This is a genomic window from uncultured Nitratireductor sp. (genome assembly GCF_913053745.1).
In the GTDB taxonomy this organism is placed as follows: domain Bacteria; phylum Pseudomonadota; class Alphaproteobacteria; order Rhizobiales; family Rhizobiaceae; genus Nitratireductor.
In genome coordinates, this window is record NZ_CAJXGF010000126.1 from 1 (window position 1) to 13,357 (window position 13,357).

General features: G+C 64.3%; 15 protein-coding genes. 7 read left to right on the forward strand and 8 right to left on the reverse strand.

Translation table 11 applies throughout. From position 1 onward, the window contains the following. From QZ638_RS17820 to QZ638_RS17850, 7 genes are all read left to right on the forward strand, one after another. A partial coding sequence (locus QZ638_RS17820) for a substrate-binding domain-containing protein (RefSeq protein ID WP_295813259.1) occupies positions 1 to 485 on the forward strand: 485 nt, incomplete at its 5' end. Positions 486 to 550: 65 nt separating this feature from the next. Continuing rightward, positions 551 to 1,408 (forward strand): fumarylacetoacetate hydrolase family protein, encoded by an 858-nt coding sequence (locus QZ638_RS17825; RefSeq protein WP_295813260.1) that lies wholly within the window; start codon positions 551 to 553, stop codon positions 1,406 to 1,408. Further along, the gene (locus tag QZ638_RS17830) at positions 1,405 to 2,700 is read left to right on the forward strand and encodes an L-fuconate dehydratase (RefSeq protein WP_295813261.1); all 1,296 of its coding nucleotides are present in this window, start codon (positions 1,405 to 1,407) and stop codon (positions 2,698 to 2,700) included. The genes QZ638_RS17825 and QZ638_RS17830 overlap by 4 nt, the downstream gene beginning before the upstream one ends. After that, positions 2,697 to 3,737, forward strand: a complete 1,041-nt coding sequence (locus QZ638_RS17835) for an aldo/keto reductase (RefSeq protein WP_295813262.1) — start codon at positions 2,697 to 2,699, stop codon at positions 3,735 to 3,737. Before QZ638_RS17830 ends, QZ638_RS17835 begins: the two co-directional genes overlap by 4 nt. Further along, on the forward strand, positions 3,737 to 4,177 hold the full coding sequence (locus tag QZ638_RS17840) for an RbsD/FucU domain-containing protein (RefSeq protein WP_295813263.1): 441 nt from the start codon (positions 3,737 to 3,739) through the stop codon (positions 4,175 to 4,177). Before QZ638_RS17835 ends, QZ638_RS17840 begins: the two co-directional genes overlap by 1 nt. 2 nt (positions 4,178 to 4,179) lie before the next feature. Further along, positions 4,180 to 5,010, forward strand: a complete 831-nt coding sequence (locus tag QZ638_RS17845) for an amidohydrolase family protein (protein ID WP_295813264.1) — start codon at positions 4,180 to 4,182, stop codon at positions 5,008 to 5,010. Between the two features lie 203 nt (positions 5,011 to 5,213). Continuing rightward, on the forward strand, positions 5,214 to 6,431 hold the full coding sequence (locus tag QZ638_RS17850; protein ID WP_295813265.1) for a GTP-binding protein: 1,218 nt from the start codon (positions 5,214 to 5,216) through the stop codon (positions 6,429 to 6,431). Positions 6,432 to 6,454: 23 nt separating this feature from the next. On the opposite strand, the gene cobF is transcribed toward QZ638_RS17850, so the two are convergent. The 8 genes from cobF to cbiE all read right to left on the reverse strand — a co-directional run. Next, entirely contained in the window at positions 6,455 to 7,216 is a 762-nt protein-coding gene (cobF, locus tag QZ638_RS17855) for a precorrin-6A synthase (deacetylating) (protein ID WP_295813266.1), read from the reverse strand. A gap of 2 nt (positions 7,217 to 7,218) precedes the next feature. Further along, a complete protein-coding gene (gene cobT, locus QZ638_RS17860) occupies positions 7,219 to 8,232 on the reverse strand; it encodes a nicotinate-nucleotide--dimethylbenzimidazole phosphoribosyltransferase (RefSeq protein WP_295813267.1) in 1,014 nt (337 codons plus the stop codon). 9 nt (positions 8,233 to 8,241) lie between these two features. Then, positions 8,242 to 8,994, reverse strand: a complete 753-nt coding sequence (cobS, locus tag QZ638_RS17865; RefSeq protein ID WP_295813268.1) for an adenosylcobinamide-GDP ribazoletransferase — start codon at positions 8,992 to 8,994, stop codon at positions 8,242 to 8,244. A gap of 3 nt (positions 8,995 to 8,997) precedes the next feature. Next, positions 8,998 to 10,311 (reverse strand): cobyrinate a,c-diamide synthase, encoded by a 1,314-nt coding sequence (locus QZ638_RS17870; RefSeq protein WP_295813269.1) that lies wholly within the window; start codon positions 10,309 to 10,311, stop codon positions 8,998 to 9,000. Next, positions 10,308 to 11,084 (reverse strand): uroporphyrinogen-III C-methyltransferase, encoded by a 777-nt coding sequence (cobA, locus tag QZ638_RS17875; RefSeq protein ID WP_295813270.1) that lies wholly within the window; start codon positions 11,082 to 11,084, stop codon positions 10,308 to 10,310. Before cobA ends, QZ638_RS17870 begins: the two co-directional genes overlap by 4 nt. After that, complete coding sequence (cobM, locus tag QZ638_RS17880; RefSeq protein ID WP_295813271.1) at positions 11,081 to 11,845, reverse strand: precorrin-4 C(11)-methyltransferase; 765 nt, start codon at positions 11,843 to 11,845, stop codon at positions 11,081 to 11,083. Before cobM ends, cobA begins: the two co-directional genes overlap by 4 nt. Beyond that, positions 11,842 to 12,246, reverse strand: coding sequence for a cobalamin biosynthesis protein (locus QZ638_RS17885; RefSeq protein ID WP_295813272.1), 405 nt, complete (start codon positions 12,244 to 12,246; stop codon positions 11,842 to 11,844). The genes cobM and QZ638_RS17885 overlap by 4 nt, the downstream gene beginning before the upstream one ends. Continuing rightward, positions 12,225 to 13,357: precorrin-6y C5,15-methyltransferase (decarboxylating) subunit CbiE (gene cbiE / locus QZ638_RS17890; RefSeq protein ID WP_295813273.1), on the reverse strand; the 1,133-nt coding region annotated here is incomplete at its 5' end. The genes QZ638_RS17885 and cbiE, both read right to left, overlap by 22 nt.

Consider the following 13,357-nt stretch of genomic DNA (forward strand, 5'->3'; position numbering starts at 1 on the left):
TCGCCGTTGTCGCACACGACCAGACAAGCCGCACCGGCATCGACCGTCGCGACGGTTTCGTCAATCAGGTGGAGGAAAAGTATCCGGATATCGAGATCGTCACCATCCAGTATGGCGGCGGCGACCATCTGCAATCCACGGAGATCACCAAGTCCATCCTCCAGGCCAATCCGGAGCTGAAGGGCATTTTCGGCACCAATGAGGGCTCCGCCATCGGCGTGGTCAACGGTGTGCGAGAAATGGACCGCACGAATGTGGTGATTATCGGTTACGATTCCGGTGCTCAGCAGAAAGAGGCAATCCGCGATGGCCTTATGGCCGGTGCGATCACCCAGAACCCGGTGGGCATCGGTTACGAGACGGTCAAGGCGGCCGTGGCCGCTGCCAAGGGCGAAGAGGTGCCGGCAGCGATCGACACCGGCTTCTTCTACTATGACAAGACCAACATCGACGAACCGGAAATCTCAGCCGTTCTTTACGACTGACGGATCTTCACGACCGCTCCGGGGAAGCCCTCCCCGGAGCACTTTTCAAGCCAACAGGACATGACATGAAGCTTCTCCGCTACGGCCCGCGCGGCCAGGAAAAACCGGGCCTTCTGGACGATGAGGGGCGCGTGCGCGATCTCTCCGGCGTGATTGCCGATCTGGCCGGAGCGGCGCTCGAACCCGAAGGCATCGCCAGGCTGAAGGCGCTCGACCCGGAAAGCCTGCCGGCGGTCGAAGGCAAACCGCAGGACGGCCTGCGGCTCGGCCCCTGCGTGGGAAGCATTGGCAAGTTTATCTGCATCGGCCTCAACTATGCCGATCATGCCGCCGAAACTGGCGCGGACATTCCAAAAGAGCCCATCATCTTCAACAAATGGACCTCGTCCATTGTCGGTCCGGACGACAATGTGGAACTCCCGCGCGGTTCCGCGAAGACCGACTGGGAAGTGGAGCTCGGCGTGGTCATCGGCAAGGGCGGGAAATACATCGAGGAACAGGATGCGCTTTCCCATGTAGCCGGTTACTGCGTGGTGAACGATGTCTCGGAACGCGAATACCAGATCGAGCGCGGCGGCACCTGGGACAAGGGCAAGGGCTGCGACACATTCGGCCCGACCGGACCTTGGCTGGTAACACCGGAAGAGGTGGGCGATATCGACAATCTGGGCATGTGGCTGGAGGTCGACGGCAAACGCTATCAGGATGGCTCCACCGCGACGATGATTTTCCGCGTGCCCGAGCTGATCGCTTATGTCAGCCGTTTCATGAGTCTGCAGCCGGGCGATGTGATTTCCACCGGAACGCCGCCTGGCGTGGGCATGGGGCAGAAGCCGCCCGTCTATCTGAAGGGCGGTGAGATGATGCGCCTCGGCATTGAGGGGTTGGGCGTACAGACACAGAAGGTCGTGAGCGGAAAATGACGAAGATTACCGGCCTGCGCACCGTTGACGTGCGCTTTCCCACCTCCGACCATCTGGACGGGTCGGATGCAATGAACCCGGACCCGGATTATTCGGCCGCCTATGTCATCCTCGAAACCGACGGCGCGCATGAAGGCCATGGACTCACCTTCACCATCGGGCGCGGCAACGACATTTGCTGCGCGGCCATAGAGGCGATGCGCCACCTGGTTGTCGGTGTCGACATGGATTGGGTGGCCGCGGATATGGGCCGCTTCTGGCGTCATGTGACGTCCGATAGCCAATTGCGCTGGATCGGGCCGGATAAGGGCGCGATCCATCTGGCCACCGGTGCGGTGGTCAATGCCGTCTGGGATCTGTGGGCGAAGATCGAGGGCAAGCCGGTCTGGCGGTTGGTGGCGGAGATGAGTCCGGAAGAACTCGTGCGCTGCATCGACTTCCGCTACATCACCGACTGCATCACGCCCGAAGAGGCTTTGACCTTCCTGCGCGCAAAGGCGGTAGGCAAGGAAGAGCGGATCGCGACGCTCGAGCGCGAAGGTTATCCTTGCTACACCACGTCTGCTGGCTGGCTCGGCTATGACGACGAAAAACTCCGACGCCTTTGCCGTGATGCCGTGGATGCCGGTTTCAACCACATCAAGATGAAAGTGGGCCGTGATCTCGACGACGATATTCGGCGGCTGACCATCGCCCGCGACGTGGTGGGCCCGGACGTCAACCTCATGATCGATGCCAATCAGGTGTGGGAAGTGGAGGAGGCCATCGATTGGGTGGGCAAGCTCGCCTTCGCCAAACCATGGTTCATTGAGGAGCCGACCAGCCCGGACGATATCGAAGGTCACCGAAAGATCCGCGAGGGCGTCGCTCCAATCCAGGTCGCCACCGGTGAGATGTGCCAAAACCGTATTGTCTTCAAGCAGCTCATCATGCGTGGCACGATCGACGTGGTTCAGATCGATTCCTGTCGGCTGGGCGGTGTGAATGAGATTCTCGCCGTGATGCTAATGGCGGCGAAACACGGGCTGAAGGTCTGCCCGCATGCCGGTGGCGTGGGTCTCTGCGAATATGTGCAGCATCTTTCCATGATCGACTACGTGTCGATTGCCGGCACGCGCGAGGGGCGGGTAATCGAGTTTGTCGATCACCTGCACGAGCACTTCGTGGAGCCCTGCGTGATCCGCAACGCGGCCTACATGCCCCCGCAGGCACCGGGCTTCTCCATCGAGATGAAGCCGGCTTCATTGGAAAAATACCGCCACCGGTCAGACGTGGAGCGGGTGCCGGCATGAGGGCTTCGGACCCCGTTGCGCTGCGCGGCGGGATCGCGCACCCGGTCACGTTGACGCGCATGGGGTTTGGCGGTGCGCCGCTCGGCAATCTGTATCGGTCGGTGGACGAGGCGGACGCGCAGGCCACGCTGCAGGCCGCCTTCGATGGTGGCATGCGCTATTTCGACACCGCGCCACAATATGGCCTGGGCCTCTCCGAGCAGCGCGTTGGGCGGGCAATCGAGCGTTTTGGCCGCGATACCGTAACGCTTTCCACCAAAGCCGGACGGCTTCTGGAAGATTGCGGACCCGACGACGTCACGCCCACCGCCTTTGTCGACACGCCCCAGAAAAAAATCGTCTACGACTACACCTATGACGGCGTGATGCGCAGCCATGAGGCGAGCCTCGCGCGGCTCGGTGTGGAGCGTGTCGACATCCTTCTCGTGCACGATGTGGACGTTTTCACCCATGGCAGCCGGGCGGCGAGCGACGCGAAGGTGCGGGAGCTTTTTGACGGTGGCGGCTACCGCGCGCTCTGCGAACTGAAAAAGACGGGGCAGGTGCGGGCCATCGGCGCCGGCGTCAATGAATGGCAGGTGTGCGAGCGTCTGCTGGGGCTCGGCGATTTCGACGCTTTTCTGCTGGCAGGGCGCTACACGCTTCTGGAACAGGAGGCGCTCGACAGTTTCCTGCCGCTTTGTATCAAGCGCGATGTCGGCATCATTCTGGGCGGGCCCTACAATTCCGGAATCCTGGCGACCGGGGCCATCGAGGGCGCGCGCTACAATTACGAACCAGCGCCGGCAGACATCCTCGACAGGGTGCGGCGGATCGAGGCCGTGTGCGCAGCGCACGGCGTAAAACTGATCGAAGCGGCCCTGCACTTCGTAATGGGGCACCCGGCGGTGCGCACGGTCATCCCCGGTGCGATGACACCGGAGGAAGTGGAGGCGAACATCGCGCTTTTTTCGCGCAACATGCCTGCCGGATTGTGGTCCGACCTCAAAGGCGAGAACCTTATCCGGCCCGACGCACCGACCCCGGAGGAAAACTGATGCTGCGTGGTATCGACCCCATTCTCTCACCCGATCTCCTGCGCATCCTGCGCGCCATGGGCCATGGCGACGAGATTGTCATTGCCGATGCGAACTTTCCCGGCGAGGCGAGCGCGCGCGATTTTGTGCGGCTCGACGGCATCCCGGCGCCGCGCGTGTTGCAGGCGGTTCTAAGCGTGATGCCGCTCGATTCCTTCGTCGATGACCCGGCGATCAGCATGCAGATGGTGGACGACCCGGCTGGCGTGCCGCCGGTGGTGGCGGAATTTCAGGCCGTGATAAACCGGGTGGCCGACAACCCCGTGCAGATCAGGCCGCTGGAGCGCTTTGCCTTCTATGACCGCGCGCGCGATGCCTTTGCCGTCATCCAGACGGGTGAGCGGCGCTTCTATGGCAATGTGATCCTGAAGAAGGGCGTTCTGCCGCAAGAGGACGCCTGACCATGCGCCGGATCGACGCCCACCAGCACTTCTGGAAGCCTGCGCGCGGCGACTATGGCTGGCTGACACCGGAGCTTTCTGCAATCTACCGCGATTTCCTGCCGGACGATCTCGAACCGCTCATGAAGGCCGAGGGCATTGACGGGACGGTGCTGGTGCAGGCCGCGCCCAGCGACGCGGAAACGGATTTCATGCTCTCGCTGGCCGAGGAGAACGTCTTCATCGAGGGCGTTGTCGGCTGGGTGGATTTCGAAAGCCCGAATGCAGCCAAGCGTATCGCGGAATTGGCTGCGCATCCCGGATTCAAGGGGCTGCGCCCTATGATACAGGACATCCCCGACCCGGACTGGATGCTGCACCCGCAACGCGACGCGGCGTTTCGCGCGCTCATCGACCACGGACTCGTCTTCGATGCGCTGGTGCTGCCGAAACATCTCCGAAACCTCGCCGTTTTGGTGGACCGGTATCCCGAAATGCAGGTGGTGATTGACCACTGTGCAAAGCCGGAAATCGCCTTCGGTGCGATGGACGAATGGGCCGAGAGCATGACTGCGCTGGCCGAACGCGAGCAAGTGTCGTGCAAACTCTCCGGCCTCGTCACCGAGGCGGGTGATGGATGGGATCGCAAGAGGCTTCGGCCTTACGCCGATCACGTGCTGAGGGTTTTCGGTCCGACGCGCGTGATCTGGGGAAGTGACTGGCCGGTCTGCACGCTTGCGGCAAGCTATGCTGAATGGTGCGAAACAACTGCGGCGCTGCTTGCGCACTTCCGCACCGAGGAAAGAGCAGCCATTCTCGGCGGCAATGCAATTCGTGTCTATCGGCTGACCTGACCTCGGTCCTTCGGCCGGTCGAGTACTGGCCCGGGTGTGCATCTGCCTGCCGCCCTCGCCGCCACACAGGTGCGCGCCTTCACAAGAAAAACCGCCGCCGCATCGTTCCCTCCAGAACTTTGCACACTTCAATAAGCTTCGTACGGCTTGCACTACACATATGTTATGATATTACATACCGCATCTAAGCAGAGGATGTAGCTATGCCGAACAAAGACAACCGTCTGCCCGTGACCGTACTTTCCGGGTTTCTGGGCGCGGGCAAGACGACACTCTTGAACAATGTGCTCAACAACAGGGCGGGCCGCAGGGTGGCGGTGATCGTCAACGACATGTCGGAAGTGAACATCGACGCAGATCTCGTGCGCGAGGGCGGGGCCAATCTCTCGCAGACCGACGAAAAGCTGGTGGAGATGACCAATGGCTGCATCTGCTGCACACTGCGCGACGATCTTCTGAAAGAAGTGCGGCGCTTGGCGGAGGAGGGGCGTTTCGATTACCTGCTGATCGAATCCACCGGCGTATCGGAACCGCTTCCGGTCGCTGCCACCTTCGAGTTTCGTGACGAGAAGGGAGAATGCCTGTCCGATGTCGCCCGCCTCGACACGATGGTGACGGTTGTCGACACGGTGAACCTGCTCGAAGACTATGCCAGCCACGACTTCCTGCGGGACCGGGGCGAGATCGCAGGCGAGGGGGACGAGCGCACGCTTGTGGATCTTCTGGTCGATCAGATCGAGTTCGCCGACGTCGTGATCCTGAACAAGGTGAGCGATGCCGGGCCGGAACGGCTCGACGCGGCGCGCAAGATCGTGACCGCGCTCAACCCGGATGCGCGGATCATCGAGACCGATCATTCGCGCGTTGCGCCCGCGCGCATCTTCGACACCGGGCTTTTCGATTTCGAGGCGGCGCACCAGCACCCGCTCTGGGCCAAGGAGCTTTATGGCTTCGCCGATCATGTGCCAGAAACGGAGGAATATGGCGTTTCCTCCTTCGTCTATCGCGCCAGACGGCCGTTCCATCCGCAAAGGGTGCATCAGGTGCTGAACGCGCCATTGCCCGGCGTCATCCGCGCCAAGGGGCATTTCTGGATCGCGACACGCCCCGACTGGGTGGCGGAGTTCAGCCTGGCCGGGGCCTTGTCCAGCGTGAAGCCGCTGGGCACCTGGTGGGCGGCGGTTCCCCGCGAGCGCTGGCCGAACCACCCGGAGGCGAAAGCCTTCATGGACCGCTACTGGAGCGAACCCTATGGCGACCGGCGGCAGGAGCTGGTCTTCATCGGCACGGGCATGGACCGTGAGCGCATCACGGCAGCGCTGGATGCGGCGCTGGTGGGAAGCGAGACGCGGTTTGAACCCGCGGAGTTCCGTGCGCTGGCGGACCCTTTCCCGCGCTGGCAGCGGGCACAGGCCGCCTGAGGCGAGGGCGGGATGACGCGAACCTATCCCCTGACCCGCAGGAGATAGGTATCCATGATCCAGCCCCGGTCTTCCCGCGCCTTGGCGCGCGTCTCCACGATCCGCTCGGCGACTTCCCCAAGCGGACCGGCAATGAGAAGCTCCTCCGCCGTGCCCAGATACGCCCCCCAGTAAATCTCGTAGGCGTCGGCATCGAGCGTGCGGAAGGCGCAGTCGCCGTCGAGCATAACGAGAAGCGTGTCGGCATTGGGCGGAAAGCCTTCCGCCTTCAGCCGCCGTCCCGTGGTTATCAACACCGAACCGCCGATCGTGTTGACCGGCATGCGGTGGCTGGCCGCGAGCGCCTGAATGCTGGTGATGCCCGGCACCACCTCCAGCGCGACCGCAAGCGCCGTATCGCGGCGCATATGCTCGATGATGCGCAGCGTGCTGTCGTAGAGCGAGGGATCGCCCCAGACGAGAAAGGCCGCACAGCCCGTCTCGCCCGTGTGCGCCGCAAGCAGATCGCCATAGGCGCGGGCGATGGCCATGTGCCAGTCGTCCACGCCCCGGCGATAGCTCGGATTGGCCGCATCGCGCACCGGCAGATCGAACTCCACGATCCGCGTCTGCCGGTTCTCCAAAAACCGCTCGCAGATCACGCGGCGCAGATCGGCCAGATCCTCCTTCGCTTCCCCCTTGCGGGGGATGAGGATCACATCTGCCCGGTTCAGCGCGTTGATGCCCTGAACCGTCATGTGTTCGGGATTGCCCGTGCCGATACCGATGAGCGAGAGCGTGCGCATGGTCAACCGTCCGAAACACCGGCTTCTGCGAAGGTCGCCATGCCGTTGTGACAGGCAAGCGCGCCGCGCAGAATGTTGATGGCAAGGCACGCGCCGGACCCTTCGCCAAGCCGCATGTCGAGATCGAGCAGCGGCCTGAGGCCGAGTTCGGCAAGCAGTTTGCGGTGGCCGGGCTCGGCGGAAACATGGCCGGCAATGGCGTGCGCCAGACCGCCTTCGCCGAGGCGCGCGAGTGGGGCGACTGCCGATCCGCACACGAACCCGTCGAGCAGGACGGGAATGCGCTTCTGCCGCGCGGAAAGGGCAGCGCCGAACATGGCGGCAAGCTCCCGCCCGCCGACGCGGCGCAGCACCTCCAGCGGATCGGAAAGCGTCTCGCCATGGCAGGCAAGGGCGGCATCCACAGCCTCGGCCTTGCGCGACAGGCCGGCATCGTCGACGCCCGTGCCGCGCCCGACCCAATCCGCGCCCCCGCCACCGAAAAGAGCAGCGGCCAGCGCGGCAGCGGCGGTGGTGTTGCCAATGCCCATTTCACCCAGCGAAACGAGATCGGCCCCCTCCGGAACCGCATCGAAACCGGCCTCGACAGCGCGCAGGAAATCGGCCTCGTCCATGGCCGGCGCTTGCGTGAAATCCGCCGTGGGGCGCTCGATCTCCAGCGGCGTGACGGTGAGACTCGCGCCGGCCTGCTTTGCCAACTGGTTGATGGCCGCACCGCCGGCGGAAAAATTCGCCACCATCTGCGCCGTCACCTCGGCAGGGAAGGCGGAAACGCCGCGTGCAGTCACGCCATGGGAACCGGCAAAAATCAGCACATGCACCTCGTCGAGCGCGGGCTTATCACGCCCCTGCCAGCGGGCAAGCCGGATGGCCGCTTCTTCGAGCCGGCCGAGGCTGCCGGGCGGCTTGGTCAGCACGGCCTGACGGGCCGTTGCAGTCCGCGCGGCGTTTTCGTCGCCTGAAGGCCGGTCGTTGCAGGCGGTGCGCAGATCGTCGATCGAGGGAAAACGGGTCATGGGAATCCTTCAGATGAAATGAGCAATGGCGGCGATGAGCACGATGGTTTCAGCCAGTTGCTGCAATGTGCCGAGCACATCGCCCGTCTGCCCGCCAATCTGCTTTTCGGCGAGCCACTTGATGAAGAAGAACGCCAGTAAGAGAAGCGGCACGGCAATGAGCGCAAAGCCGGGACCGGGAACGAGGAGCAGAACGCCGCCAATCGCCAACGCGGCAAGAACGGTGCTTATCGTCGGCTGCCCGGCGCCCGCCGAAAGCCCGTTTTCGCGCGCGGGCGGCGAAAGGCGCATCAGCGCCGGCATGAGCGCGCGCGAGGCCGTGTGGGCGATCAGCAATGCGGGAATGGCGGCAAGGCCGAGCGCCACGAGCGCCGACCAGCGCATGAGAAACGACAGGATCAGTGCGGCCACACCATAGGAGCCGATGCGGCTGTCCTTCATGATGGCGAGCTTCTTCTCGCGCGTTGAACCGCCGCCAAAGCCGTCGGCCACATCGGCCAGCCCATCCTCATGCAGACCGCCGGTCAAAAGCACGCCCACCGCAAGCGCGATGGCGGCGGCGATGGTGGCCGGAAGGCCGAGCATGATGGCACCCGCCAAAGCAGCGCTGCACACCGCACCAACGAAAAGGCCGGCCAGTGGTGCCGCCCATTGTGCATTGGCGAAACCGTGCGCGGGCATCTCGAACGCGGGCAGCGGAAGGCGCGTGTAGAAGCCGAGACAGGCGGCAATGTCGCGAAACGGGTTGTGGAAACCGGCCATCCCTCAACTCCGCGCTATGGCGTGGAAATAGGTGCCCGAGACATGCCCGCGCCGCGCACCGGAGGGGCCGAGGTCGCGGCCCTGTCCATCTGCCAGCATGGCGAGCGGTGCATCGCTGCCCGGTTCCACCAGCCGCGAATAGTGGAACTCGTGGCCACGGATCGTCTCGCCCTTGCTGCCGATGGCGCAGTCGCTCATGAGCGTCGCCTGCCGATAGCCGAGGTTCATCTTGCGCTTCGCATAGCTCGTCACATGGCCGAGCAGACCCAGCATGGCGTGGGTCGTGCCGTCCGCATCTTCCAGCGCCTTGCCCAGAACCATGAACCCGCCGCACTCGCCGTGAATGGGCCTCGTCTCCGCGAAAGCCTGCATCGAAACGTGGAAATTCTTCGCAGCAGCAATCCGCCCTGCATGGAGCTCGGGATAGCCGCCCGGCAGCCAGCAGGCGTCAGCGCTCTCCGCCGGTCCCTCATCGGCAAGCGGCGAGAAGGGCAGAAGCTCCGCACCCGCCTCACGCCAGTGGCGGGCGAGATGCGGATAGACGAAGCTGAAGGCGGCGTCCTGCGCGATGGCGATGCGCTGGCCCGGCGGCGGCAGAAGCCGCGCCGCATCGCCAGCCTGCATGGAAAGCGGCACGGCAGCTTTCATCACCGCATCGAGATCGATGGACTGTTCCATCACATCGGCAAGCCGTTCGATGAAGGCTTCGAGGGCGGCATGTTCGCTCGCCTGCACAAGGCCCAGATGCCGCTCCGGCAGCGCCATGTCCGGATTGCGGTAGACCGCGCCCAGCACCGGAATGCCGATGGCCTCGATGGCGTCGCGCGCCATGGCTTCGTGGCGTGAGCTGGCCACCTGGTTGAGCACCACGCCGGCAATCCGCACCTTCGGGTCGTAGGCGGCGAACCCCTTTGCCAGCGCAGCAGCCGTCTGCGACTGGCCGGACACATCGAGAATGACAAGGCAGGGCACGTCATAAAGCCGCGCGATATCGGCCGCCGCACCGGATCGTCCCGGCTCCGAAACGATGCCGTCGAACAGGCCCATCGCGCTTTCAATCAGAAGCATATCGGCATGTTCGCTTTGCCGGCTTCCAAGATGGGCGAGCAGATCGGGGTGCATGGCCCAGCTGTCCAGATTGACACCCGGATGCCCCGTTGCTGCCTGATGAAAACCGGGATCGATATAGTCGGGGCCGGACTTTGCGCCCCGCACGGCAAGGCCGCGCCTTTTGAGCGCCCGCATCAGGCCGATGGTCACGCTGGTCTTGCCGGAGCCCGAACGCGCCGCGCCGATGATGATCGCCCGCGCCGTCATATGAGCGCCTCGCGCAGCGCGACAATGCCGCCGATGACGATGATGGATGGCGAGCCGAAGCCCTGTTCCTTGGCCTGCGAAACAAGGGACGAGAGCGCAGTCGTCAGAATGCGTTCTTCTAGTTTCGTCGCGTTCATGATGAGCGCCGCCGGCGTGTCGCCCGCCATCCCGCCGGAAAGCAGCGCCTCCACGATCAAAGCGAGCTTGTGCATTCCCATATAAATGACGATGGGCTGCCCGGTTTTTGCCAGTGCCGCCCAGTCCAGATCGTCGGGTGTGCCTGCGGCGTGGCCGGTGGCGAAGATCACCGCCTTGTTCACCCCGCGCATGGTGGCGGGAATGCCCGCATCGGCAAGCGCCCCCACCGCCGAGGTGATGCCTGGCAGAAAGCGGAAGGGTATGCCGGCAAGCGCCAGCACCAGCGCTTCTTCGCCGCCACGGCCAAACATGTTCGGGTCGCCGCCTTTCAGGCGCAGAACCCTGTGCCCCGCCTCGGCCTCGGCCACCATCAGCCGGTTGATTTCATCCTGCGCCGTGGAGGGCTGGCCGGCGCGTTTACCGACGAAAATGTGCCGGGCCTGCGGTGCCGCCTTCAGGATCTCCGGGTCCACCAGCGCGTCATAGATCACCACATCCGCTGCATCGAGCGCGGCCAGAACACCGAGTGTCAGGCAGCCAAAGCCACCGGGACCTGCGCCCGCCAGCCACACATGGCCCGGTTCAAAAGGCGTCGGCTCAAAAGGCAGGCGGTCGAGCGCTTCAGCCAAGCTCATAACCCCTCCCGCCCGCGAAACCGGCGCTGGTAATCGGCGCTGTAGAGCGCGCTTTCACGAAAATCCTCGGCTCCCAGCCCCGGCCCGACGAGAATGAGCGCCGTGCGCTCGATGGGGTCTTTCGCCATCTCTGCCTCGATGGTGGATAGCGTGCCGCGCAGAATGCGCTCATCCGCCCAGCTTGCCCGCGCGACGATTGCAACCGGGCAGTCGGGGCCGTAATGCGGGGTCAGTTCCGCCACCACCCGGTTGAGCGCATGAATGGCGAGGTGAATGGCGAGCGTCGTGCCGGTGGCCGCGAAATTGGCGAGTGTTTCACCCTCCGGCATTTTCGAAGCGCGACCGGAAATGCGGGTCAGAACGAGGCTCTGCGCCACTTCGGGAATGGTGAGCTCCCGCCCCAGCGCCGCCGCAGCGGCCGAGAAGGACGGCACGCCCGGCGTCAGCGTGTAATCGATGCCGAGCGCTGCAAGACGGCGGATCTGTTCGGCAACCGCGCTCCAGACCGAAAGATCGCCCGAATGCAGCCGGGCGATATCCTCGCCCGCTTTATGCGCGCGGATATATTCCGCCTCGATCTCTTCCAGCGACATGGGCGCGGTGTTGACGATGCGTGCGCCGGGCGGGCAATGAGCGAGTAGCTCCTGAGGCACCAGCGAACCGGCATAAAGGCAGACCGGGCAGCGCGCGATCAGGTCGCGGCCGCGAACGGTGATGAGGTCGGCAGCGCCCGGTCCGGCGCCAATGAAATGAACGGTCATGATTGTCTTCCGGTGGTCGCGATGGCGCAGGTCACGCCGTCTAGTGTGAGCCTCGACCCGAGAAGCCGGGCGGCTGGGCCGCAGACGGCCAGCGCCGCCGCCTCCGAAGCCGAAGGCAGGCCGGTGGCGGAAAGCGCGTGGTCCGAGCGGGTCAGGCAGTGCGCTGCCGCAGCCTGCAACGCATTCTCGTCGGCGATGGAAAGCGGCAGGCCAAGCACCTTTGCCGCATCGGTCAAGCCGGGTTCGTTACCCTTTTGCGGCACGGTTGCCAGCGCATCGAGACTGTCCCGCGCGATGTCGTGCTTTGTCAGGGCGGCGTCGAGCGCGGCAAGAACCGCCTCGCGCGAAACACCTTTTCTGGCTCCAAACCCGGCGCAGATCATGGTTTCCTCCAGCGCCATTGAAGCACCGGCATGGCCGGGAGCAGCGCCCTCATGCCGCCAACGGGCGCAGCGCGCGCGATAGCGATCTCGATCAGCTCCCCGCCATGCCGCCCATGGCAGTCGATCAGAAGCCCCTGCGTTTCGAGCGTCACCCCGTTTGCGACAAGGCGCCCCTCGGTTCCAAGAGAAGCAATCGCCGCCTCCATCAGCCCCGGCTCGGTCACCCCGCCACCGATGAAAACCACGTCCGGCGCGGCAAGGCCGGCAAGCGCGGTGGGAGCCTTCCCCTCAACCACGGTGAGCTGCGGCACGCCCATGCGCTCCGCATTGCGGGCAATGCGTGCCGCCCGCTCCCCGTCCGCCTCGATGGCAATGGCGCTGAGCGACGAATGCTGCCGCAGCCATTCGATGGAAATGGAGCCTGAACCCGCTCCGATGTCCCAAAGCCGCTCACCGCGTTTTGGTGCGAGAGCCGAAAGGGTGACGGCCCGCACCTCCGCTTTGGTGATCTGCCCGTCATGTTCGAAAAGCGCATCGCCCAGCCCTGTTCCAAACGGCAGGATGCGCGCATCCACATCCGCCGCCACCTCGATGGCGACCACGTTCAGATCGTCAAAACCGTCTGCGGAAAGCGCGGAAGCCATGAAGCTGACCTGTCTTTCGCGCGGTCCGCCCAGCGCTTCCAGCACGGTGAAACGCGAGGGGCCAAAACCCTCTGCGGTAATCAGCTCTGCGATGGCTGCCGGAGCCGCGCCATCGGATGTGAGCGCGAGAATGCGCGCGCCGGGATGAAGCAGCGGGCGGATCAGCGCAATGGGCCTGCCATGCAGCGAAACCGTCTCGACCGATTGCAGCGGCCAGCCAAGCCGGGCAGCGGCAAGCGCGAAGGAAGACGGGGCGGAAAAAACACGCATCTCGTTCGCCGGGATGCGCCGCGTCAGCGTCGCGCCCACGCCAAAGTGAAAGGGATCGCCGGAGGCGAGCACGCAAACGTTCTTGCCCCTCAGCGCTTCGATCTCATCGACCGCCTTGTCGAAAGGCGAGGGCCATTGCCGCTGCTCGCCGGTAATCTCGTATGCCGCCAGTTCGAGATGCCGCGCGCCGCCGAAGACGAATTCGGCATCGGCAA